Source organism: Cognatishimia sp. 1_MG-2023 (genome assembly GCF_030548175.1).
Classification (GTDB): Bacteria; Pseudomonadota; Alphaproteobacteria; order Rhodobacterales; family Rhodobacteraceae; genus Cognatishimia.
In genome coordinates this window covers 37,816-61,165 of sequence record NZ_JAUORX010000004.1, presented here as the reverse complement: position 1 = coordinate 61,165, position 23,350 = coordinate 37,816, and the positions used below count along the sequence as shown (strand labels likewise).

24 protein-coding genes are annotated in these 23,350 nt (G+C 54.4%); 6 read left to right on the top strand and 18 right to left on the bottom strand.

Annotated elements, in window-relative coordinates; translation table 11 throughout:
- Positions 1-7: 7 nt before the first annotated feature.
- From Q4544_RS07925 to Q4544_RS07905, 5 genes are all read right to left on the bottom strand, one after another.
- The gene (locus Q4544_RS07925; RefSeq protein ID WP_303505120.1) at positions 8-472 is read right to left on the bottom strand and encodes a YaiI/YqxD family protein; all 465 of its coding nucleotides are present in this window, start codon (positions 470-472) and stop codon (positions 8-10) included.
- The gene (gene sthA, locus Q4544_RS07920) at positions 469-1,941 is read right to left on the bottom strand and encodes a Si-specific NAD(P)(+) transhydrogenase (RefSeq protein WP_303505119.1); all 1,473 of its coding nucleotides are present in this window, start codon (positions 1,939-1,941) and stop codon (positions 469-471) included. Before sthA ends, Q4544_RS07925 begins: the two co-directional genes overlap by 4 nt.
- Positions 1,942-1,944: 3 nt before the next feature.
- Entirely contained in the window at positions 1,945-2,778 is an 834-nt protein-coding gene (gene fghA, locus Q4544_RS07915) for an S-formylglutathione hydrolase (protein ID WP_303505117.1), read from the bottom strand.
- 106 nt (positions 2,779-2,884) lie between these two features.
- A complete protein-coding gene (locus Q4544_RS07910) occupies positions 2,885-3,820 on the bottom strand; it encodes an AEC family transporter (protein ID WP_303505115.1) in 936 nt (311 codons plus the stop codon).
- 41 nt (positions 3,821-3,861) lie between these two features.
- A complete protein-coding gene (locus Q4544_RS07905; protein ID WP_303505112.1) occupies positions 3,862-4,794 on the bottom strand; it encodes a LysR family transcriptional regulator in 933 nt (310 codons plus the stop codon).
- Positions 4,795-4,914: 120 nt separating this feature from the next.
- Between Q4544_RS07905 and Q4544_RS07900 the strand changes: the two genes are divergently transcribed.
- Entirely contained in the window at positions 4,915-5,889 is a 975-nt protein-coding gene (locus tag Q4544_RS07900; protein ID WP_303505109.1) for an MBL fold metallo-hydrolase, read from the top strand.
- 29 nt (positions 5,890-5,918) lie between these two features.
- Here the strand turns inward: Q4544_RS07900 and mbfA are convergent, their stop codons facing one another.
- Positions 5,919-6,893 (bottom strand): iron exporter MbfA, encoded by a 975-nt coding sequence (mbfA, locus tag Q4544_RS07895; RefSeq protein WP_303505108.1) that lies wholly within the window; start codon positions 6,891-6,893, stop codon positions 5,919-5,921.
- A 127-nt stretch (positions 6,894-7,020) separates the two neighbouring features.
- Between mbfA and Q4544_RS07890 the strand changes: the two genes are divergently transcribed.
- The gene (locus tag Q4544_RS07890; RefSeq protein ID WP_303505107.1) at positions 7,021-7,638 is read left to right on the top strand and encodes a TetR/AcrR family transcriptional regulator; all 618 of its coding nucleotides are present in this window, start codon (positions 7,021-7,023) and stop codon (positions 7,636-7,638) included.
- Positions 7,639-7,696: 58 nt separating this feature from the next.
- Here Q4544_RS07890 and Q4544_RS07885 read toward each other — a convergent pair whose 3' ends face one another.
- A complete protein-coding gene (locus Q4544_RS07885) occupies positions 7,697-8,833 on the bottom strand; it encodes an S-(hydroxymethyl)glutathione dehydrogenase/class III alcohol dehydrogenase (protein WP_303505727.1) in 1,137 nt (378 codons plus the stop codon).
- A gap of 100 nt (positions 8,834-8,933) precedes the next feature.
- Positions 8,934-9,371 (bottom strand): cytochrome c, encoded by a 438-nt coding sequence (locus tag Q4544_RS07880; protein WP_303505106.1) that lies wholly within the window; start codon positions 9,369-9,371, stop codon positions 8,934-8,936.
- Positions 9,372-9,689: 318 nt separating this feature from the next.
- Here Q4544_RS07880 and Q4544_RS07875 point away from each other — a divergent pair, with 318 nt between their 5' ends.
- Positions 9,690-10,037, top strand: coding sequence for a DUF2794 domain-containing protein (locus Q4544_RS07875; protein ID WP_303505104.1), 348 nt, complete (start codon positions 9,690-9,692; stop codon positions 10,035-10,037).
- On the opposite strand, the gene Q4544_RS07870 is transcribed toward Q4544_RS07875, so the two are convergent.
- The 3 genes from Q4544_RS07870 to Q4544_RS07860 form a co-directional block, all read right to left on the bottom strand.
- Positions 10,038-10,874: an NlpC/P60 family protein gene (locus tag Q4544_RS07870; RefSeq protein WP_303505102.1), complete on the bottom strand. Its 837-nt coding sequence runs from the start codon at positions 10,872-10,874 to the stop codon at positions 10,038-10,040. It lies immediately after the preceding gene.
- The gene (locus Q4544_RS07865) at positions 10,871-12,253 is read right to left on the bottom strand and encodes a M17 family metallopeptidase (protein WP_303505100.1); all 1,383 of its coding nucleotides are present in this window, start codon (positions 12,251-12,253) and stop codon (positions 10,871-10,873) included. The genes Q4544_RS07870 and Q4544_RS07865 overlap by 4 nt, the downstream gene beginning before the upstream one ends.
- Before the next feature lie 67 nt (positions 12,254-12,320).
- Complete coding sequence (locus tag Q4544_RS07860; RefSeq protein ID WP_303505098.1) at positions 12,321-12,701, bottom strand: hypothetical protein; 381 nt, start codon at positions 12,699-12,701, stop codon at positions 12,321-12,323.
- Positions 12,702-12,848: 147 nt separating this feature from the next.
- On the opposite strand from Q4544_RS07860, the gene Q4544_RS07855 reads away from it, so the two are divergent.
- Complete coding sequence (locus tag Q4544_RS07855) at positions 12,849-13,499, top strand: carbonic anhydrase (RefSeq protein ID WP_303505097.1); 651 nt, start codon at positions 12,849-12,851, stop codon at positions 13,497-13,499.
- A gap of 78 nt (positions 13,500-13,577) precedes the next feature.
- On the opposite strand, the gene Q4544_RS07850 is transcribed toward Q4544_RS07855, so the two are convergent.
- On the bottom strand, positions 13,578-15,200 hold the full coding sequence (locus Q4544_RS07850; protein WP_303505095.1) for a DUF4139 domain-containing protein: 1,623 nt from the start codon (positions 15,198-15,200) through the stop codon (positions 13,578-13,580).
- A gap of 366 nt (positions 15,201-15,566) precedes the next feature.
- Here Q4544_RS07850 and Q4544_RS07845 point away from each other — a divergent pair, with 366 nt between their 5' ends.
- On the top strand, positions 15,567-16,853 hold the full coding sequence (locus tag Q4544_RS07845; protein ID WP_303505094.1) for a reverse transcriptase family protein: 1,287 nt from the start codon (positions 15,567-15,569) through the stop codon (positions 16,851-16,853).
- A 172-nt stretch (positions 16,854-17,025) separates the two neighbouring features.
- Here the strand turns inward: Q4544_RS07845 and Q4544_RS07840 are convergent, their stop codons facing one another.
- From Q4544_RS07840 to Q4544_RS07825, 4 genes are all read right to left on the bottom strand, one after another.
- Positions 17,026-18,048, bottom strand: coding sequence for an aspartate-semialdehyde dehydrogenase (locus tag Q4544_RS07840; protein ID WP_303505092.1), 1,023 nt, complete (start codon positions 18,046-18,048; stop codon positions 17,026-17,028).
- A 105-nt stretch (positions 18,049-18,153) separates the two neighbouring features.
- Positions 18,154-19,182: a glycosyltransferase family 4 protein gene (locus tag Q4544_RS07835; RefSeq protein ID WP_303505091.1), complete on the bottom strand. Its 1,029-nt coding sequence runs from the start codon at positions 19,180-19,182 to the stop codon at positions 18,154-18,156.
- Positions 19,183-19,218: 36 nt separating this feature from the next.
- Complete coding sequence (locus tag Q4544_RS07830; RefSeq protein ID WP_303505089.1) at positions 19,219-20,028, bottom strand: division plane positioning ATPase MipZ; 810 nt, start codon at positions 20,026-20,028, stop codon at positions 19,219-19,221.
- A 169-nt stretch (positions 20,029-20,197) separates the two neighbouring features.
- Positions 20,198-20,752 carry a pseudouridine synthase gene (locus tag Q4544_RS07825; RefSeq protein ID WP_303505087.1) on the bottom strand — a complete coding sequence of 185 codons (555 nt, stop codon included), beginning with the start codon at positions 20,750-20,752 and terminating at the stop codon, positions 20,198-20,200.
- 86 nt (positions 20,753-20,838) lie between these two features.
- On the opposite strand from Q4544_RS07825, the gene Q4544_RS07820 reads away from it, so the two are divergent.
- Positions 20,839-21,975, top strand: a complete 1,137-nt coding sequence (locus Q4544_RS07820) for a PLP-dependent aspartate aminotransferase family protein (protein ID WP_303505085.1) — start codon at positions 20,839-20,841, stop codon at positions 21,973-21,975.
- Here the strand turns inward: Q4544_RS07820 and Q4544_RS07815 are convergent, their stop codons facing one another.
- Entirely contained in the window at positions 21,976-22,581 is a 606-nt protein-coding gene (locus Q4544_RS07815) for a DNA-3-methyladenine glycosylase I (RefSeq protein ID WP_303505083.1), read from the bottom strand. It lies immediately after the preceding gene.
- Positions 22,582-22,593: 12 nt separating this feature from the next.
- The gene (locus Q4544_RS07810) at positions 22,594-23,289 is read right to left on the bottom strand and encodes an SGNH/GDSL hydrolase family protein (protein ID WP_303505081.1); all 696 of its coding nucleotides are present in this window, start codon (positions 23,287-23,289) and stop codon (positions 22,594-22,596) included.
- Positions 23,290-23,350 lie beyond the last annotated feature (61 nt).

Here is a 23,350-nt window from a genome sequence, read left to right as displayed (position 1 = left end):
ATAGACCCTAACTTAGCGGTTTTGCGGCTTTTGCCGCGCGAATGTCGCGTTCTAATGCATCCAGAAATCGGCTGCGGTCGGCTTTGGAAAATGCCTTGCCGCCGCCTTGGCGGAAGGGATCAGCCGAGCGTAGATCGGTCATCAAATCCCTCACAGCCAAAGCTTGGCCAACATTGCGTTCGTTCAAAGCCTCGCCGTTGTGTTTTAGCACCTTGGCACCCGCCTCGACGCATTTCGCGGCCAAGGGAATGTCACCCGTGATCACCACGTCCCCAACGCCCGCGCGCTCGGCGATCCACATGTCGGCCACGTCTGGCCCATCAGGTACGATGACGTTTTCAATCAGCGGATTCACCGAAGGGCGCAAGCCGCCGTTGCTGACCACATAGACCTTTAGCTTGTGGCGGGTCGCAACCCGTTCCACTTCGGCCTTTACGGGGCAAGCATCGGCGTCGACGTAGATGTCTGTCACTTCTTTGCCTCGGCTTTCATCTTGGCCCGCGTTGCCTTTTTCTCGGCTTCACGCTCTTGGCGTTTGGCTTTGAACTCTTCGGGGATCGGCATGCGGTTAAACGCATCTAGGCCCGCAATGCGATATGCTTCGGCCAAGGTCGGGTAGTTGAACGTGTTCTCAACAAAGTAATCCACGGTGCCCTTTAGGTTCAAAACAGCTTGGGCAATGTGGATCAGCTCTGTCGCGCCTTCGCCGACGATTTGCACACCCAGCAGGCGGCGGGTTTTTAGCGACAGCAGCATTTTCAGCATGCCATGTTCCAAGCCCATGATGTGCCCGCGCGAGGTTTCGCGGAACCGCGCCACGCCGACTTCATAAGCGATGCCACGTTCTTGCAGCTCTTCTTCGGACATGCCGCAGGTGGAAATTTCGGGCACCGAATAAATGCCGTATGGGAACCACGGGCTTTCCGGCAAGGTCGGCGTTTCCAGCGCATGACAGGCCGCGACACGGCCCTGCTGCATGGATGTTGACGCAAGGCTTGGGTGGCCAATCACATCGCCCGCTGCATAGATATGCGGCACGGCGGTTTGATAGTTTTTGCGATCTACGGTGATACGACCACGGTGATCTGTTTCCAAACCCACAGCATCCAAATTCAACCGCTCTGTCGCACCCATGCGACCGGCTGCAAACAACAGCATCTCTGCCCGCACATGGCGCCCATTTTCCAACGAGACCTCTACCATGTCGCCGTTTTCTTCGATCTTTTCGATCGCAGACCCAAGACGCAAATCCACACCGTTTTCGCGAATTTGGTGCGTAAAGTCCTGTATTAGGGTCGAATCAATGAAGTCCAAGAAGCTGTCGCGTGGCTCGATCAACGTCACTTTGACATCAAGTGCCGAGAACATCGTTGCGTATTCCACACCGATGACGCCTGCGCCCACAACGACCAAAGACCGCGGGATGCGCGCCATTTCCAGAAACTCATCACTGTCCAGAACGTTCACACCGTTGAACGGCACATTGTCTGGGCGGTAGGTTTTTGTGCCGGTCGAGATTAGGAAGTTGTCGCCGGTTAAAACGGTGGTTTCCCCACCTTCTGTCGCGACCTCGATCTCTTTCGGGCCAAGGAATTTGGCCACGCCATTCAGCGTGTCTACGTGGTTGCGGTTAAACTGGTGCTCCAGCACGTCGACTTCGTAATCCAAGGTCATGTGCAGACGCGCCTTTAGGTCGTCAGCTTTGATCTCGTCTTTTACCCGATAGCTGCGGCCATAAAAGCTGCGCTCGCGATAACCCGACAGATTCAACACCGTCTCACGCAATGTCTTTGATGGGATCGTGCCGGTATGCACGGATACGCCGCCAAAGCGGTCCTTGCGATCAATCACCAGCACTTTGCGTTTCAGTTTGCCCGCTTGAATGGCGGCGGCTCGACCTGCTGGGCCGGAACCAATAACAATAAGATCATAATCTGACATAATTTAATCCGCGTATAAGGCTTCGGCGTGGAAGGTGATGTGATCTTCCATGAAAGTGCTTACGAAAAAGTAGCTGTGGTCGTAGCCCTTTTGCAGGCGAATGGTCGCCTCTTGGCGCTTGTCCGCGATGGCGGCTGCCAGCGCTTCGGGACGCAAGAGCTCAATGAACTGATCATCGGTGCCCACATCAACCAACACCGGGCCATCAAATCCTTTGTCACCCATCAAAACCGTCGCGTCATGCGCGGCCCATGCAGCACGATCATTGCCCAAATAGGCGCTGAGTTGCTTGATGCCCCAATCGCTGGCAATCGGGTTACAGATGGGCGCAAAAGCCGACACAGATTTGAAACGACCCGGCAAAGACATCGCCAAGGTCAGCGCGCCATGGCCACCCATGGAGTGGCCCGTGATTGCCTGACGATCCATATCTAGTGGAAAGTTCTGGCCTAGCAGCTCTGGCAATTCAGATGCGATATAATCCCACATCCGAAAATGCGTGGACCACGGGGCCTCTGTCGCGTTCAGATAGAAACCAGCGCCTTTGCCAAGATCATATGCCTCGTCATCCGCGACATCGTCGCCGCGTGGGCTGGTGTCTGGAAAGACCAGTGCGATGCCTTGTTCAGCAGCCCAAGCTTGAGCGCCTGCTTTGGTCATTGCGTTTTCATGGGTGCAGGTCAGGCCCGACAGATACCACAGCACTGGTACGGGACCATCTTTTGCCTCTGCTGGTAGGAACAGACCAAAGGTCATGTCGCAGTTGCAGCTGGTTGACGTGTGTTTGTAAACGCCCTGTGTTCCGCCGAAACAAATGTTTTCGGAAATCTTTTCCATAACGCACCTCTGTTGCTTGTCGCATGGCTAGCGCAAACATGTAGGCCGCGGCAAGGCGCGGCACGACGCTTACGCCTGATTTTCCACGAAATGCGTTGAGACAGGCTTAATTGATCAGCACGGAAACCCAACTGGCGACCAAAGAAACCGTGACAATTGAAACCGCAGTAGACACCAATATCGCCGCAGAAACGCGTTGGGGGGCAACGCCGTAGTGCTGGGCCAGCATGAAAACATTCCCGGCAACTGGCAGCGCCGAGGCAACGATGATCACCGCCGCGTCAAAGCCCGAGACGTCAAAGACATACAGCGCAAACACCGCGACTGCTGCAGGATGTACCACCAATTTGCAAAAACTGATCCAGCTTGCCACCGAAAGGCGCTCCGCGGATTTGCTAGCCAAAGAGGCCCCAATTGCAAACAACGCTCCGGGTGTGGCGGCGCCGCCCAATAGGGTTAGGAACGATTGCATAGGGTCCGGGATTGGCAACTTGAGGGCCGACCAGGTCAGGCCCGAACAAATGGCGACAATCATCGGGTTCTTAAGCAACCCCATCCCAATCGTGCCAAATATACGTAGGCTCATGCGACCATCGCGCGCCGCATTCAGCAGAATGACAATCAGCGAAGAGAACACGATCAAATCAACGCACAGCACCAGCATATTAGGCTTCAACGCACCCTCGCCAAACAGCAGGATCATCATGGGGATGCCCAGAAAGCCCACGTTCCCAATGGACGCACTTTGCGCCTCGACGGCCGCGTGCGCCATGCCTTGCCCGCGCCAAAGGGCCGAGGCGGTGGCAAGCGCGTAGACCAACAGCGTGCCTGCAAGATAGGCAAAAATCACTTGCCAATCGATCACCTCGCCCAACGACAGGTTCGCCGAAAATCGAAACAGCATGGCCGAAAGTGCAAAGAAAAAGACGAATTTCGTCAGATAGGCGGTCGCCTCTTGGGTAAAGAAACGTGTGCGTCCGGCCCAATAGCCCAAACCAATGATCGCAAAGAAGGGAAGCGTTTTAAGAAATATCGCAAGCATAAGAGGTTGTTACCACGCAACGGCCACGCAGCAACGTAAATTTAGGCCGCCTGTGACAAATCTTGATGGGTGATCAAATGAACCCCCTCAAAGTGCCGCAGCCCCTCGTAGATGGCCTGAATGACCACGCGCGAACTTTGGGTCAAAGCATGGCGATGTGGGTAGATCAAATAGATGGGTTTCTGCTCGACCTCATAGTCCGGCAAAACTAGCTCCAGCTTGCCCTGCGCCAATAGATCACTCACAAACATCAGTGGCATGCGGCCAAAGCCAAGCCCGCTCATTAGGGCATTGGTCAAGTGAACGGGTGTGTCGACCACCACTTTGGCAACAAGTTCTGCCTCTGCTTCGGTGCCGTTTTTGGTAACGGTGAGATAGCCGTGACTCTTGTGTTCGGCGTATTGGATATAGGCGTGTTGGCCCATTTCACTGTGATGCTTGGGGCGACCGGCTTGATCCAAATAGGCAGGCGTCGCAACCAAGACTGTATCCATACGCGCGATCTTGCGAATGATACCGTCAGTCGTTCCCAAGTCGCCCGTGCGCAGAGCAAGGTCGTAGCCTTCCTTCACCACGTCCACCAACCGATCTTCGACTTTGATCATTAGTTTTAAGTCAGGATAAGCGCCATGCAGCGCCTGTAGCTTCTCGCCTACCGGATTGGTCGCCATGAACTGGCTAAGTGTCACGCGCAATTCACCGCGCGGCGTATCTGCGAGCGCTGCAATTTCGCCCTGCATCTGACGATGTGTTTTGAGCATCTCTGCCGCGTGTCGCGCCACGATACTGCCAGCGCGCGTGGCCGTCGCGCCCGTGGTGGACCGTTGCAGCAATGGCGTTCCATACACCGCCTCAAGCGCAGACATTTGCTGGCTGATCGCAGGCTGGCTTATGCCCTGCGCCCGCGCGGCGCCGCTTAGGGAGCCACGATCCAAAACTGCAAGAAAGCTCTCCAAATAGCCAAGGTGATCCATAATAACCTCTAAGAAATGCTTATACCCGTTATAAGCCCAAGCCCGCTACTTTGGGCATGTTAGTCACAATATATGAGGCATGTCGATTAAAAACACCAACCCTTTCCATAGGAGAACCTTATGAGCTTGAACCGCAGAGACTTTCTCAACCTTGGTGGCACCGTTGCTTTGGCCACCCCCTTTCTCGCCGTTCCGCAATTGGTCGGGGCGCAATCCACAACGCCAGTCGCGGCCACTGTCCCAGCCTATTCGCAACGTCGCTTGGGCGCGTTTACCGTGACCACTTTACTAGATGGCACAATCGACATTGGCGCGGATTTCATCGCAGGATTTGATCAAGCCGCGGCTGACACCGCGTTGGCACGCCAACATTTGCCGAATTTTGCAGACCCAATGGCGATCCCGATTTTGGGTTACATCATTGATACAGGCACACAGAAAATCGCCGTGGATTGCGGCACGGTCGATGGCTTTGCGCCACGCGTCGCGGGCTATCATCAGGCTCTAACTCAGGCCGGAATCGATGCAGCGGACATTGATGTGGTCTTGTTGACCCACATGCACCCCGATCATTTGGGTGGCCTCAGCCAAGGCACAACTCGTCGCTTCCCAAATGCTGAAATCCACGTCAGCGCCGTGGAGTATGATTTTTGGCACGGCTCAGTGGCAGACGCGATGCCCGACCAAATGCAACCCTTCGTGCAAATCGCACGCGGTATGATCGCCCCGTACAATGACCGCATTAAAACTTTTGGGACAGATGCCGAGGTTATCCCCGGCGTCCAAGCGGTCGCGCTACCCGGGCACACGCCGGGGCACGTTGGGTTCCGTTTTAACTCGCAGGGCCAAGATCTGCTGATCTGGGGGGATTTGATCCACTTGACCAAGTTGCAATTTGATCAACCGGATTGGACCATCGCCTTTGACATGGACCCAGCTGTCACCAAAGCAACGCGCGCTAAAATGCTGGATATGGCGGCCAAAGACGGCCTGCTTGTCACCGGCAGCCATCTGGATTTCCCCGGCTTCGGTTACGTAGATCGCACGGCGTCAGGCTATCACTTCGCCCCCGCCGCGCATGACTATATGCTGTAACGCCTCAGCGTCCCGGCCAAGCCGGGGCGCTATCCGTTACCAATTAGGACACCAGCCGCAAACACCAATGCCCCGCCCAGTACCACCTGAAAGGCCGCGCGGAAGAATGGGGTTTCCATAAACTTGTTCTGAATCCACGCAATGGCCCACAGCTCGATAAAGACGACAATGATCGCAATCACAGTCGCGGTCCAAAAGTCTGTGATCAGATAGGGCAGGGCGTGCCCCAACCCGCCAACCGTTGTCATCACACCAGAGGCAAAGCCGCGTTTTATCGGCGAGCCACGCCCAGACAATTGGCCATCGTCACTGGCCGCTTCGGTAAAGCCCATGGAAATCCCAGCTCCGACCGAGGCCGCCAAGCCCACCAAGAATGTGGTCCACGTGTCTTGTGTGGCAAAGGCCGTCGCAAAGATCGGCGCAAGTGTGGAAACAGACCCATCCATTAAGCCCGCCAAGCCCGGTTGAACCCATGTCAAAAGAAACTGCCGCTTGGCTGTTTCAGACTCTACATCACGGGAATCCGCATCCAAATGCGCGTTTTCAAGCTGATGCGCCGTGTCCTGATGATCGGCCTCAGCCGCCGCCAAATCCCCAAGCAGCTTACGCGTTGCCGCATCGGTGCTGTGCTCTGCGGCTTTGCGGTAAAATGTTTCTGCCGTGCGTTCCATTTCTGCCGCTTCGGCCCGCAGGCGCGCCACATCCAAGTTTGTCATCAGCCAAACAGGGCGGCGTGCATAGGCACCTGCCACATGCTCGCGTCGGATTAGGGGAATTGTTTCACCAAATCGCGCAACATGCAGGTTGATCAATTGCTGTCGATGCGCGTCTTCTTCGATGGCCATTCCGTCAAAGACCTTGGCCGTCGCCGGATAGTCATCGCGCACAGTTTGCGCAAAGCTACGATAGATTCTGGCATCGTCTTCTTCGTTGGAAATGGCCAGCGCAATAATCTCTTGCTCGGTCAGATCGCGGAAACGCCGTCTTTGCGTGAAAAATCGCATTTTTCCCCTCACACTTAGAATAATTCTAATTTAAGAGCGAAGTTCCGCCAAGGCAACCGCCATAGACGACTTGTTAAAAATGAACTGATTAGTTTATATTCGAAACCTCATACAAATACAGGCCACTATGAACGCTCCAGCACCAACACTTCGCAAAGGCCGTAAGGTCGAACAGGTTCTTTCAGGCGCCCGTGAAATTTTCCTGAGGGATGGCTTCGAAGGCGCGAGCGTGGATGACATCGCAAAAGCGGCGGGTGTGTCTAAGGCAACCTTGTACAGCTACTTCTCTGACAAACGGCAACTCTTTGCAGAGGTCGTGACCAGCGAATGTGATCGCATGGCCACGGAAATTGTCGGGCAATTGGATGAAGCGGCCCCCGTGCGCGAGCAACTTTTGATGGCCGCCTGCGGTGCTGCCAAGTTCTTAGTGTCTAACTTTGCCCAGCGGATCTTTCGAATTTGCTTGGCAGAGCGGGATCGCTTTCCAGAGCTCAGCATTGCCTACTATGAAAGTGGCCCTCTGAACGGACATCACCAAATCTGCCATCATCTGCAGAAATCGGTCGAGTGTGGCGAGTTAAAAATCGACGACGTCGAAATGGCCGCTTGGCAATTCTCAGAACTTTGCAAAACCCGCCTGTTCATTCGTGCGAACTTTGGGGTGCAAACAGAATTCTCCGAGGAAGAAATCCACGAAGTCGCAATAGCCGCGGTTGATACCTTTATGGCCCGCTACGGCGCATGAAAAAGGCGCCTCGGTAATCCGAAGCGCCTGCTTTTCTCTTAACCAGACTCAGTAAATCTTAGAATTCCACAACCGCGCGGATAGATTTACCTGCGTGCATCAGATCAAATCCTTCGTTGATTTGATCCAATGTCAGTTTATGCGTGATCATTTCGTCGATCTCGATCTTGCCGTCCATGTACCAATCCACAAACTTTGGAACGTCAGTCCGCCCCTTGGCACCACCAAACGCAGTCCCTTTCCAAACACGGCCTGTCACCAATTGGAACGGACGTGTTGAAATCTCGGCACCTGCAGGGGCCACACCGATGATCACGGAAACGCCCCAACCACGGTGCGAACATTCCAGCGCATCGCGCATCACTTGCACATTGCCGGTCGCATCAAACGAATAGTCCACGCCGCCGAATGCGTCTTTTTCCGTCTTCGTCAGCTCAACGATCGCTTCGGCCACCGATTGACCTTTTGGCAATTTCGATGGGTTCACGAAATGCGTCATGCCAAATTTCTTGGCCATCTCCGCCTTTTCGTCATTCAGATCAACGCCGATGATCACATCCGCACCGGCCATACGCAGGCCTTGAATAACGTTCAAACCAATGCCGCCCAAACCAAACACTGCCGCTGAGGAGCCGATCTCGACCCCAGCCGTGTTGATCACCGCGCCAATCCCCGTGGTGACGCCACAGCCGATATAGCAAATCTTATCAAACGGCGCGTCGTCGCGGACCTTGGCCAATGCGATCTCTGGTAGAACCGTGTGGTTCGCAAATGTCGAGCAGCCCATGTAGTGATAAATCGGCGTGCCATCCAACATCGAGAAACGCGTCGTGCCATCCGGCATCAAACCCTGACCCTGCGTGCCACGGATCGCGGTACAAAGGTTGGTTTTACCTGACAGGCAAGCATGACATTCGCGGCACTCAGGTGTGTAAAGCGGGATCACGTGATCGCCCGGCTTTAGTGTGGTCACGCCTTCGCCCACTTCCATCACAATGCCTGCGCCTTCGTGGCCTAGGATCGACGGGAAAATCCCCTCTGGATCAGCGCCAGAGCGGGTAAATTCATCCGTGTGGCATAGGCCAGTGGCCTTGATCTCTACCAGAACCTCTCCCTTTTTTGGGCCTTCTAAGTTCACTTCCATAACTTCGAGTGGTTTGCCGGCCTCTAGGGCAACGGCTGCACGGGTACGCATCATTGGGCATCCTCCAAATGTATTTGCCGCCGACTCTGCGGTAATTGCAGCGCCGGTTCAAGGGCTCCCACGACAGGATCGAGGGTCAATGCGACGTCTATTATTTCTTTTGGCGATAGGCTTTGTGACAGCCGCCACATGACCCACCCAATGCACGCAACCCTGCACCAATTGTTGCCGCGCTAGAGGTATCCAGCGCAACCGCCGCTGCCGCCATCACATCCGCCTTAGCGGAGAAATCCGCATAGTCGTCCCAAATGGCAGGGCGGGCTTCGCTGACCGGATCACTGGCGTTTTCTTGGAACAGCGCAGGCAGGTCTTGCGCAACTTGGATCAACGCGGCTTTGGCCTCTGCCGCTTGAGTCGCGTCATAATCCACAGAGCCTTTGGCCATATCGCCCAAGACCTTGGTCGCTTGTCCCGCCGTGCCCATGGCGTGCATCCGTGCCTTTACAAACGGGTCTTTAACCCCTTGATGCGCCAATGCAATTGAACCGATCATTAACGATCCCATCAAAGCCACCGATAACGTTTTCATGCAATCTTCCCATTCTTGTGTTGGCGAACATGAAACGCTGCCTGTGCCTAAGAATCAAGGTCGCAACACTTTACCCGCAAAAGCAAAAGCGCCCCTGGTTGAGTGAACCAGAGGCGTTTTTAGGTATTAGCCCCCGACGGCACATCTGGGTGGGGGCAAGAAAAGCGTGCCGTCGGGGTAGCGTTAACTTTCGCTATGAAACCGTTATGACGGTCACCTTGGGCGGATTCGGGGAACATGCGCGGCCTTTTGCGGAAGAATCTAAGGCAAAAGCGAGGCAGGGTTGATTTTAGGTAAATTCGGGGCGAGGGTAGAGGTATGAACATATCTCCAACAACACCCTTTTCCGGAGATCGCGGCACATCCACTCAGGTGGCCTTTCATCGTACCGAACTTAACGTGATTCTTTCGCTGTATGGCCGCATGGTCGCTGCAGGAGAATGGCGTGATTACGGTATCTCCAATCTGCGCGACGTGGCGATCTTTTCCGTCTTTCGCCGGACCGCAGAACGCCCCCTGTACCGGATCGAGAAAAACCCCAAGCTGCGCAATAAGCAGGGGCTTTATTCGGTGGTGGCCATGGACGGTCAAATCCTGAAACGCGGGCACGATCTAAAAACCGTGCTGCGCGTTCTGGAGCGGAAGCTGATCCGCGCGGTTGACTGATTAGGCAGGTAAAACCACACGCTTGCGCGACGTTACCGGCCCATCACCCTGTGCATTGATCCGGTTAATCGCGGCATCCACGCCCTCATAGGTCACGGCCATATGATGCGCGTTCGCATGGATCAATCGCCCCTCATCCGCGACAAGGGCCACATGACCCTTCCAGAACAACAGGTCGTTCCGCTCAAGCGGTGCGTCGGCTGGCAGGTCATAACCCAACTGCGCCTCTTGCAAATCGCTATCCCCGGGGCAGCCGACACCACACGCTAGAAACGCGGCCTGCACCAAGCCAGAACAATCTATGCCAAACCGGCTGTTACCACCCCACAAATAGGGCGTGTCCAAAAACAGCTTTGCCTCGACCAAGGGGTCCGGCTGCCGGTCCCCCACATCGCCGCAATGCACAAAGGGCACATAGCCATCCGCAGTTTGCAGAAATCCGTTTTCCACCGCCAAGCCGTGCAACAAACACCCGTGCGACAACCGCATCAAATCCCGCGATTTGAAATCGGGCCGTGCATAGACATGCGATGCCGCTGCCGTCACCCGGTGCGTGGCCTCCGGCACATTCGCCAGTGATGATTTCGGCACATAGCCCACGTAGTTGTCCTTGGTCGATTGAACAAAGGCCCAACCCTCGTGCATTTCGTAAACACCAACGGTCTCACCAAACAACAACTGCCGGTCGCGCCGTCCTTCGGGCGCGTTGCGCAGATCAACCAATGGCCAATGCACCGCATATGGCTCGGGGTCGACATACTGCACACCGGGCCAAGACTCGCGCATCGACGGGTCAGCCACACGTTTATTTGCCGGGGACAGACGCCGATCCATCATAGTTTTAGCACCTCAGGCAAGGCTGCCAAAATCGCCCGCGCGCCCATGCCGACGCCACCTTTGGGGCGGGCGGGTTTCGCGCTTGGGTTCCAACCGTAAATGTCAAAATGCGTATAACGTCCTGTGTCGACAAAGCGCCGCAAGAACAGCGCCGCAGTAATTGACCCCGCAAAGCCACCGCTTGGCGCATTGTCCAAATCCGCGATGCCGGGTTCGATCATCGTCTCATAAGGGTCCCAAAATGGCATCCGCCACAATGGGTCGGCCACGCTGTCCCCAGCCTGTGCTAAGGTCGCCGCTATTTCATCATCCTCGGCATAGAACGGTGAGAGATCAGGCCCAACCGCCACACGTGCCGCACCCGTGAGTGTGGCCATTGAAATGATCTGATCCGGGTTCTCTTCGCTAGCCAAGGCCAGCGCATCGGCCAGCACCAAGCGCCCTTCTGCATCCGTGTTATTGATCTCTACCGTCAGCCCCTTGCGGGAGGTTAGAATATCACCAGGCCGGAACGCATTGCCAGCCACCGCATTTTCCACCGCGGGGATCAGCACCCGCAATTGCAGCGGCAGCCCCAGCGACATGATCATATGCGCAAGACCCAGCACCGTCGCCGCGCCACCCATGTCTTTTTTCATGATCGCCATAGAGGCCCCGGGCTTTAGGTTCAGCCCGCCAGTGTCAAAGCACACGCCTTTGCCAACCAACGTCAGTTTCGGCCCATGTTCCCCCCACCGCATATCCAGTAAACGCGGTTCCTGCGCGGCGGCGCGTCCCACCGTGTGGATCATTGGAAAGTTCTGTTCCAACAAATGCGCCCCACGTGTCACGGCGAAGCCCGCACCAAACTGTTCCGCCAACTCCTGTGCAGCAGCCTCTAACGCATCTGGTCCCATGTCGCTGGCCGGTGTGTTAACCAAATCCCGTGTCAGCGCTTCGCCCGCTGCAATGGCCTCGATCCGCGTGCAGTCCGCACCCTTTGGGCACACCAATTGCGCACGCTCCGGCGCTGGGCTGCGATAGCGATCAAAGCTATAGCCCGCCATAAGCCATCCCAGCAGCTCGTTCTCTGTTTCAAACTCCTCCGGCGTTTCTGCCAAGGCAAACACCCGCGCGGGCAAAGACGGCACCGCCGCCGCCAAGGCAAACCGCCCCCGCTTGCGTGCTTTTGCGTCACCAAAACCAACCACAGCGCAGCCAAAACCACCCTTTGTGTCTGGCACCAATGCCACCTTGCCAATCGACGGCTTAAATTCACACGTCTCCAACCATTGGCACGTCGCCTCTGGCTGGGCTTTCAACCACGCGTCATAGGAATCGGCAGAAACCACATGCAGCGGCACAGCTTCAGAACGGTCAGAGGCAAAGGTCAGGGGCATAGTTTACTCATCTTTTGGTTGCCGACTTTTGATCAGCCTAGCCCGTGACGCATCCGCTGCAAGTAAATTATCCCGATAGGTTCTGCTGATCCCAATAATCTGACAACGATCGGTCCCCAATCCGCAATAATCGGTAAAAGGTCGCCGCAATCGCCGTCGTGTCCTGTGCATCAATCGTGTCCACCACATGTTGGCTAACCAACGATAACGACGTCATTCCAATCTGGTCCCCAATCGCAATCATCGACCGCGCCGATTTACGCAAATCCTTCCACTTGCCCAGTTGAAACAACGTCTCACAATGGGCCAGCCGTGCCGACAATTCCTCCATCGCCCGTATCGCGACATCCTCGGCGGTCTTTGCACCCAGCAGTTGCTCTAGTTCCATAATACGCGCATGATCCAAACAGACGGTCTCATCCGCGAACAACACGTTCACACGTTCCACAATATCACCCCAATTTTCTCAGCCCCCACGGCTAATTCCATTTGTGACGCAAAGAACTTTTGAAATCGTTAGCCGCCAAGCGTCTTTTCTCTCGAAAATTACGAAAATAAAGCATAACTAGGCTGAAACCCGCGAATAGGAGACACGATGAAGTACGCCAAACCCCTGCCATCCTATCTAGTCCAGCGCTTCCAAGGCTGGAAAGCCACCACTTATGAAACCAATAAGGCCTGGTTCCGAAATCTCGGCGAAGAGGGGCAGCACCCCCGGGCAATGGTCATTTCATGCTGCGACAGCCGCGTGCATGTCACCTCCATCTTTGGTGCTGATCAAGGCGAATTCTTCATCCACCGTAATATCGCCAACCTCGTGCCACCTTACAATCCAGATGGCGATCACCACGGCACCTCTGCGGCAATCGAATATGCCGTCACCGCCCTGAAAGTCGCGCATGTGATTGTTCTGGGTCACTCTTCCTGTGGTGGAGTGCAGGGCTGCATCGACATGTGCAAAGGCAACGCGCCACAGCTTGAAAAGAAAGAAAGCTTTGTTGGCCGCTGGATGGACATCCTAAAGCCGCGCTACAAAAAGGTCGAAAACATCAAAGACCCCAAAGAGCAGGCGCGCCAATTCGAAAAACACGCGGTCTTGGCATCCTTGGAAAACCTCGTGTCCTTTCCATTCGTCAAAGAACGCGTGGACCAAGGCCAACTGACCCTTCACGGCGCATGGCATGACATCGCAGGCGGCGGAGTCGAAGTGTACGATTGTGAAAACAACAAATTCACCGCGCTATAAACGCCGGTCCAATTTGAACGCGGAAAGGGCACCCCCTCGGGTGCCCTTTTGTGTGTGATAAACCAACATTTTGTCAGACTAGCGAAGGATATAGCCCTCTGGCCATGTCAATTGGTGCTCTAATTCGACAGAGGCCTTTGCCCCCGGGGCCGTCGTTAGATCCCACCGCAGCACGCCGCGCTTGTTATCAGCATTCTCGACATCGGGTGCTGGTGTGGCAGACCATTCGATCTCTAGGTCTTCCTGAGCAGAAAAAGGCACCTGCCCAAACAATCGTAGATCCCAAGATTTTGGCGTAAAGTTTTCAACATCAAACCGCACCTTTTGCGATTGAATATGCCGCCCCCGCAAAATCCCGCGATCCCCAGAATTGTCATCCAAAACTGTGCGCTCCACACGCAGACCGTCAATCGGCCCAAAGGCAAACACCTCTTCCTGACCTGGCGCAATCGTATCAAAGCGGCTTTGCCCCACAAACGCACCATTCAAGAACATGCTCGCTTCGTTACCCACCCCGATCAAGGGCTGACCTGTGTCATTCACAAACGACGCCATCAAAAAGGCGGTCTCATCCCGCGTGGGGTTCGCCTGCGCGAATATCTCGGCATCCAACGTGATTGGGGGCAACGGCACTGTCGTCTCACCCGCCAAGTCTAAACTGATGCGCTCAGGATAGGGATAGGTCACAACGGTGCCGTCATAATCAAACCCACCGCCGCCCGCGACTTCCATGACAACCGGCGCTTCGATCACGCTTTCCGCCATCATGCTATCCGCCACAGCACTCAGCTCGCGTTTCAAAACGGGCTCTGGCTTGTGAATACGCCGAAGCTGCTCCCAAACCTGCGTTGGTTCCGACTGTGACAAGGGGGCCGCCGAGGTCACAACCAATTCAACGTCCCGCCAAGCTTCAAACCCCTCCTGTGAAATAACGATATTCCGCGTCACGGTCAGCGATGGGCTGTCGCCATCGTCTAGGTGGAATTCATAGAACGGCGTCCATTCAACATTATGGTCAAAATACCTTTGGGTGACCGTGGCCCGCACCGCCTCTGCTGCGGTGATCTTGGTTGAAACGATCCGTCCACCATCACCCGCAATCAGCTGGTTCAACGCGTCTTGCGCTGCGGCAACAGCCTCTTCCGCCTGTGTCACTTCGTCATCCAAAACCCGCGCCGCGATCTGCGCCGCCGCTGACATCTCTGTCGCAGCCCGCGATTCCACGCCAATCACGTCGATCAAGGCCTTTAGGGTGTCCGCATCTAACGACGCGGACCCATCATCCGCCCCCAACCGCTCAATAAACCGAAGCCGCGCCTGCGCATCGGTGGACGGCAGCAGCAGGTCAGCCCGCTGATCCAGAACACGTTTCTGCGCCTCCTCAGCCTGTTTTAAATCCGCCCGCGCCTGAGTCACCGCAGCGCTTTCCATCACCTCAGGAAAGGCGCGATCCTGCTCCGTCATCCAAGTGGCCCCTTTTTGAACACCTGAAACCTCAAGCAGGTCCAAACCCTCAATCACCTCAAAATTCGCAGGCAATGACAAAACATGTTCACCTGCTGGAACATCCACCTCGACCTGCCGCGTAATCCACGCGCCTTGCGGGTGAACCGTAACCATTTTGATCGGAGCATAAATGTCGATCTGATCCGCCAAAGCGGCAGAGGGCAGACATAGCGTAAAGGCAAGAAGACGGCGCATGAGCAATTCCTTTGTCAGCAATCAGAGTCACTCTGCATGTGTCTTCCAAGAATTCAAGCGAAGTCAGATTTCGGGCGTGGATCAGCGAAAAAACGAAGGGTGTTGGTCAGGGCAGGTGCTGTGAAGAGGCGAGGAAAAACTTAGCTTTGCAACTTCTGTACTATTTTGCCAATCTGTTTGGGCAATGGCAGTCTTTGGATTGTCCTGTTCTCTTTTGAATAGGACTGGGCGGGGCATCCCCGTCTTCTAATGTTAGCTATACAAACAAGGCGCAACCGTATCTGGGCTTTGCCCAGTGTGGGTTACGCAGGACCGTGAAAGCAAAGACTGTTCATTGCGACTGATTTATAAACGTTGAATTTTTTAATGAATAGTAAAGAACTTGCACAGAATTTGGCGCAAGGCCTCGCGTTAATCGGATGGTCCAAGCCCGAGATCACGGCAGAACTCTGCCGTCGCTTACCCTTGAAAGTACAAAGGCTGAACGAGGCGATCAGCCTTCGTCTTTTGCATAACCTTCCGTCTGCCTACGCACCCACCGTGAATTCGATTGCCGAAGCACTGCGCTATGTTCCGAATTTCGAAAAGGTTATGCGATATTGTCGGCGGCATGACGTCTGGCCCAACGTCGATTTGCCCAAAACGCGAATGCTGCCGATCGCGCCGTTTGTCGGATTAGACATTCCACAACTCACAACAGAAGCCGAACTTGCGGATTGGCTGCTTATTCCAGTTGAGAAACTGGCATATTTCGCAGACATCCACAGCCGCTCTGAAGAGCATGGTGAAACCTCGATCAATCACTATCACTATGTGCATCTACCGAAAAAGCACACCGGGACTCGTTTGGTCGAAGCCCCCAAACAGCGTCTAAAGGGAATACAGCGTCAAATTCATCGGCAGATCATTGCAAAGGTCTCGGATCACGATGATGCGTTTGGCTTTATTCGTGGCAAAAACTGCCTTCAAGGTGCCGCGCGCCATGCGAGCGAAGAGGTGGTTATTTGTTTTGATCTAAAGGATTTCTTTCCGTCTATCGGCATGGGCCGTATTTTCGGTTTCTTTCGGTGCCTTGGCTATCCACCGGAGATCGCACGTCACCTCACAGCATTCTGCACGACACGCACGCCGCCACGCATTTTAGAGCGTATGAGCTTTGAACAGCGCAGCTTATATCGACTGTCTCATCTACCGCAGGGTGCCCCAACCTCGCCAACTCTGGCGAATAAGGTGACATTCACATTAGACCGGCGCTTGGCATCACTGGCCCAGTCACTTGATGCCAACTACAGCCGTTATGCGGATGATCTTAGTTTTTCGGGTGATCAGAAAATCCAAAAAACTTTATTAAGAGCTGTCCCGCAGATTATCCGCGAAGAAGGGTTTCAACTGAATGGCGTAAAAACGCGCGTGATGAAAAACACAGCCCGCCAAACTGTGACAGGCGTTGTTGTAAACAGCCATCTGAACACCTCGCGATCTTCCTTTGATCACCTCAAAGCGGTCATCCACGCTTGCGGCCGAGACGGCGACACCCGTCTTAGGGACCCTGCTTTCCAAAGCTCGCTGCTTGGACAAATTGAATGGGTCGAATCCGTCAATCCACGCAGAGGGCAAAAGCTAAGGCGACTGTTAGCCGCCGCTTCGGGATAAGTGAATTTAGGAAATCCCAAACGTACGTTTCACCCCGCGAATCGTACGAATTTCCACTTGTAAACGTGCCGTCCGATGCTCCCGCAACCGTTTCGCCGCGAAACCTAGGGGGCCGAAAACGCAAAAGCCCCGCCGGTTAGGGCGGGGCTTTCGGATGCATTCAGACAGGCGATTAGCCTTTCTTTAGAACCTCACGGCCCAGCAATTCAGCGATTTGAACCGCGTTCAAAGCCGCGCCTTTGCGAAGGTTGTCAGAGACACACCACAGGTTCAAACCGTTGTCGATTGTGCTGTCCTGACGGATGCGGCTGATGAAAGTTGCATAGTCGCCCACGCATTCTTTCGGAGTCACATACCCACCGTCTTCGCGCTTATCGATCACCATAATACCCGGCGCTTCACGCAGGATGTCACGGGCTTCGTCTTCGTCTAGGAAGTCTTCGAATTCGATGTTGATCGCTTCGGAATGTCCAACAAAAACAGGCACTCGGACGCAAGTCGCGGTGACTTTGATCGACTTGTCGACGATCTTTTTAGTCTCGGCAACCATCTTCCATTCTTCTTTGGTCGAGCCATCGTCCAAGAACACATCAATGTGCGGGATCACGTTAAACGCGATCTCTTTTGGATAGACCTTTGGCGGCACGTCAGAGGTAGGGTTGTAAACCGCTTTGGTCTGTTCCCACAGCTCTTCCATCGCTTCTTTGCCAGAGCCAGAAACAGACTGATAGGTGCTGACAATCACACGCTTGATGGTCGCGCGATCATGCAAAGGCTTGAGCGCCACAACCATTTGCGCAGTCGAACAGTTCGGGTTCGCGATGATGTTCTTTTTCGCAAAGCCATGAACGTCGCCCGGATTCACTTCTGGAACAATCAAAGGCACATCTGGATCGTAGCGATACAAAGAGCTGTTATCGATCACAACGCAATTCGCCGCCGCCGCAATCGGCGCATATTTCTTAGTCGCTTCGGACCCCACAGCGAACAACGCCATGTCCCAACCCGCGAAGTCGAAAGTGTCAAGGTCTTGGGTTTTCAGGGTTTTATCGCCAAAGCTTACTTCCGTGCCCAGCGAACGTCGGCTGGCCAGTACTGCGATTTCATCAACTGGGAACTGGCGTTCTTCCAGGATGTTCAGCATTTCGCGGCCCACGTTGCCAGTGGCGCCTACGATAACGATGCGATAACCCATGTTTATCTCCAATGTTTCGGACGGGCTCTATTAGCGGCTTTAGTCCAAAGAAAAAAGGGGTGCGATCGTGAAAAATCGTGAGGTGCCCCATTCGTGAACCGAATGCTATGACTTTTGGTCTTCGGCCAGTAGTTGATTATATAGCTCAACAAGCGCCTCGGCTTCTTTCTCAAGGCTGAAGTCAGCCAATACATGCTCACGAGCGGAAATTTTTGCTGCACTTAAATGCCTGTCATCAGACATCAATTTCGATAAAGCGGCGGCAAGTGCATCTGCGTTATCTTTTTCGACGAGGTATCCCGTCTCCCCGTCTCGTATCTGATCGTTAAAGGCCCCGACATCTTTGCTGGCGACCGTTGGGATACCACATGCCATTGCTTCTAATGGGGTTAGGCCGAAACCCTCCAGCAACGAAGGCGCGCTATAGATAGACAAGGCCTGATAAGCCGCGGCCATTTTTGCAATTGGTTGCTCAGGCATGAACAAGATGCGATCGCTTAAGTTGGCTTGACTGATACGCGCCTTTAATTCTTCGGCATATTCTTCATGTTGTTGAGTAATGCGCCCCATAATGATCGCTGAATACTCAGGATGTCGCGGAAGAAGTTGGCAAACGGCATCGACAAAAAGATGCGTGCCTTTCATTGGGCGAATTCGACCAAAGCAACCGATCAGTTTCTGACCGTTTGAGTTGAACAGATCACTTTCACCGGGCTGAAAGCCGTTGGTATCAACACCGTGGGGAATGACGGTCGGCGAGCCGGGCATAACTGTTGCATTGATTTTAGTGGTGGCGACAATCGCATCCATCCTCGCGACTAACCAGCGGGTCAACGCGCCGCGTTTGCGAGGGGACGAGGAGGTGAAAATCAGTTTGAGTTTGCTGCAAAATATGTATTTCAGCAGTATGCCAATAATCATTTCGTTGTTACGGCGTGCGTGCCAAATACGGGTTCGCCGCGAAAGAAATGGAATTCTCCAAAGTGCAATTCGCGGCAAGTCTCTAGGAATGCCCACACCTGTAACAGATACTTTTAGCTGTTTGTTTTGGAGCGGTACAAGGCTAAATACTGTTGCACTAACACCTGATTGGCGCCGATTGAGATTAGGTGCAATAACATCAAGATCTTCCAAGGCGGGCTCCATGTTTAACCATCGCTGTCGCGCAGGTTAAAAATTAACAGTCACATCCGGTAAATCCAGTGCCTTGATCAGTTCGCGCAATTCTTGGCGAGCTGCGACGTTTGAGATGTTGAGCTGCTTTACCCCGATGTCCTTAAGGTCCAACAGTGTCAGACCACGTGGAAAGAGCTCGCGGAAGATAACCCGTTCGTTGAAGCCCGGGGCGGTACGAAATCCAATGCGCTTTGCGAGGCGTTCAATCGCTTTGCCCATTTTCTCTTTGTTGACCATGTTTTGGGCACCAAGACGGTTGCGCACAACGATCCAGTCAATCGGTTTCAGACCAGCTTGCGCGCGCAACTGACGCGCGTTCCATACCATTTCTGAATACACAGACGGACCAAGGATCTTTTCGGCGTCGCCATCAATATGGGCTAGCAAGTCAAAGTCGATGAAACTGTCGTTCAGCGGCGTAACCAAAGTATCAGCCAGTGAATGCGCGACTTGGCTCAAGCGGGTGTGCGAGCCGGGGCAGTCGATCAGGATAAAGTCGTTATCGGGTTCCAGTTCAGCGACGGCCGCAGAAAGACGTAGATCATAGATATTCTCGCCTTCTTGGATCGTGGTGGCGTCGATTTCTGGTAATTCGTGATAGGTTGGGCTTGGCAGAGTAACGCCAATCTTTTCGCAGTAGTTTTTGCGGTTTTCGACATATCGACCAAAGGTACGTTGGCGCAGGTCAAGGTCTAGTCCGCCGACCCGAAACCCCATGCGCGCAAGGGCTGTTGCTACGTGCATAGACACGGTTGATTTACCCGCGCCGCCCTTTTCGTTTCCCACGACAATAATATGTGCCATGCGCCTGTCCCCACTCGACTATTGTTCTATTTCAGCTAGGCCGTCCCCAACCCAGAGTGCTTAAATCACACTATATGTTGTGGCATGCAATAGGGGAAGCGCCATGACTGCCGAAGCTGTTATCTTTTGCCATGTGATGCAGCGGCGCGTCGATTTTGGTCTTATTTGCTTAGACTTCTGCAGCAATCCACTTGCCTGTCGGGATGCTGTCGATGGTCCATGGACCGACGCGATAGCGGATCAAACGCAATGTCGGATGGCCAACAGCTGCCGTCATGCGGCGCACTTGGCGGTTTCGGCCTTCGCCAATCGTTAGCTTAATCCACGTATCTGGAATGCTCTTGCGGACCCGAATTGGTGGATTGCGTGGCCAAAGGTTCACAGGCTCGTCCATGCGTTCAACCTTGGCCGGGCGCGTCATCCCATCCTTTAGTTTTACACCCTCGCGCAGCTGTTTTAGCGCGGCGTCAGAGGGAACGCCCTCGACCTGAACCCAATAGCTTTTGGTCATCTTGTTTTTTGGGTTCGCGATTTTCTGCTGCAACTTGCCGTCAGCGGTTAGCACCAACAACCCCTCGCTGTCGCGATCCAATCGGCCCGCAGCATAGACGCCGGGCACGTCAACAAAATCAGACAGCGTGCGCCGGGTCGATCCCTCGGTTCCCTTGTCGGTGAATTGCGAGAGGACATCGAAAGGTTTGTTCAAAAGGATCACTTGGGTCATGTCTGGGCTTTACACCCTCGGCGCAGTCTTGGCTATTGCAAGGCGCGCAAATTCGCCCTCTAACTTGGACGACCAAGGAGTAGATGATGCGCAAAGATGTCAAACCAGCCACATGGGCGGCCCATGCCGGTGGCGCCACCGATCCGAACAGTGCGGGCATTGTGCCAGCTATTCAGCCCGCCACAACGTTTCTGCGCGATGCGGATTACGAGCTGATCAATAGCGATAACTTGTATCTGCGACCCCACAATGAATGTGTGCGCCATGTCGAACGAATGATTGCGCAGCTTGAGGGGGCGGCTGAAACCTTGGTGTTCCCGTCTGGTATGGCGGCTATTGCTGCTGCATTTCGTTGGGTGCCGAATGGCGGCCGCGTGATTGTTCAGCAGGGGATCTATTGGGGCACCACCAAATGGATCCGTGAATTCTGCGCGCGTCGTCAGATTACGTTGGATGAGGTTGAACTGCGCGATCTGAACACCTTGGCCGAAGCTTGTGCGACTTCTGCTGATTTGGTGTTTATCGAAACGCCGTCTAACCCTTGGCTCGTGACTGTCGATGTTGCCGAGGCCGCGCGTTTGGCGCACGCGGCGGGTGCTGTTCTGGTCGTTGATAACACTGCAGGCACGCCTGTGTTGTCACAGCCTTTGGGCTTGGGAGCGGACATCGTGATGCATTCGGCCACCAAAGCGATGAATGGGCATTCGGATGTCTTGGGCGGCGTGTTGTCCACCAAACAAGAAGCCCCGGTTTGGGAGGCCATTCGCACCGATCGCGCCGACGCGGGTGCCGTGATGGGACCGTTTGAGGCGTGGTTGCTTTTACGCGGGTTGCGGACGCTCCCGTTGCGTGTTGAGCGGATGAGCGAAAACGCTATGCGCATCGCCCGCCATCTTGCGGATCACCCTGCGGTCGAAGACGTGTTTTACCCAGGATTAGAGACACATCAGGGGCACGAGATCGCCAAGCGTCAGATGCAGGGCGGCTATGGCGGATTGCTGTCCGTCTTGGTCAAAGGCGACAAAGAAAACGCTCTGCGCGTTGCTGGGCGATTAGAGCTATTCCTGCGTGCCACATCGTTGGGAGGTGTCGAAAGCTTGGTGGAGCATCGCTTCTCGGTGGAATCCCATACAGGCCTACCCGAGAACCTGCTGCGTCTGTCTGTTGGGATCGAAGATGTTGGTGACTTGATCGCGGATCTGGATCAAGCCTTTGGGCAATAATTAGGGTCTAACAAAGGCCTTTCGGGCGGCTTCTGCTTCGGCGCGGCATTTGCAGCCGTGGGCGTGATCGTTGATCAATCCCATGGCTTGCATAAAGGCAAAGACCGTTGTGGGGCCGACAAATTTCCATCCGCGTTTCTTTAGTTCTTTGGATAGGGCGATGGAGGCGGCGGAAGTGGTTTGTGATTGAGGCTCTGCAAGGTCATCCGCGGCGGGTTCATAGGACCACACAAACCGCGCGATGGATCCTTCTGTTGCGACAAGCTCTTGGGCGCGGCGGGCATTGTTGATCACTGCTTCGATTTTGCCGCGATGGCGAATGATGCCTTTGTTTTGCACTAAACGGTCTACGTCTGTTTGGTCAAATTCTGCCATGATGTTGAAATCAAACTCGGCAAAGGCCGCGCGGAAATTCTCGCGTTTGGTCAGGATAGTGCGCCAACTCAGGCCAGACTGAAAGCTTTCGAGGCAGAACTTTTCAAACAACCGCTGATCGTCTGCAACGGGGTAACCCCATTCACGGTCATGGTAATCCAGAAAGTCAGGTGCGCTGCCAGCCCATTGGCAGCGCGTCTCTCCGTCAGGGGCGAGATAAAGTTCAGTCATGATGAGCCTTGGTTAACGTGCTTGGTCAACCTTACGAATATAATCCGAAACACGCGAGCCGATTTCAGCACTCGCCTTTAGTGACGGATGGATCATGTCGATACCGTGATAAGACCGATCACCATGTGGCACCAAGTCTGCATTCGATAGAAAGTGCACACCACGGTCAGACTCTGCCAACTTTGCAATGCGTGCTTCTAACTCGTCGCCCTCTTCGCGGCATCCCTCAATCGGGGAGCCAACTCCGGGGCTGCGTAAGTAACCAAGCCATAGAACCTGTGCGCCAGATTCGCGCATTTTCGATACTAAATCAGGGATTTTACCGGTACTTCCATCCTCGGAAATCAGTTTTTCGATCTTGCGGTCGCAGGCGTTACAGCCGCATCCAAGCCAAAGATCGTTGCCGCCGCCGTTTAGGACAACCCAGTCCCATTCACCGCCGCGAAACTGTTTTGAAATGTTCAGCCCCATCGCGCCGCTGATCGGCAGGGCATAACTCATGCTGGCGCCAAGAACAGAATGATCAATCACCGGTTCATTCAATTGGCGCGCCACATTATCAGAAATGGCACGACCCGAAACGCGGTGCGCCGCCATCATAGAGTCACCCATGGCCAAGATGCGGGGATCATTACGCGAGGTCGTATCCTGCACGCAGCTGGCTAAGATGAACGTAGAAATCAGCAGAAAAACTGTTGAGAGTTTCATAGCAGTATCCGTCGTCTAAAAAATCGTTGAAAGGTATTAGCAAGGCATTCTGCACCGGCCG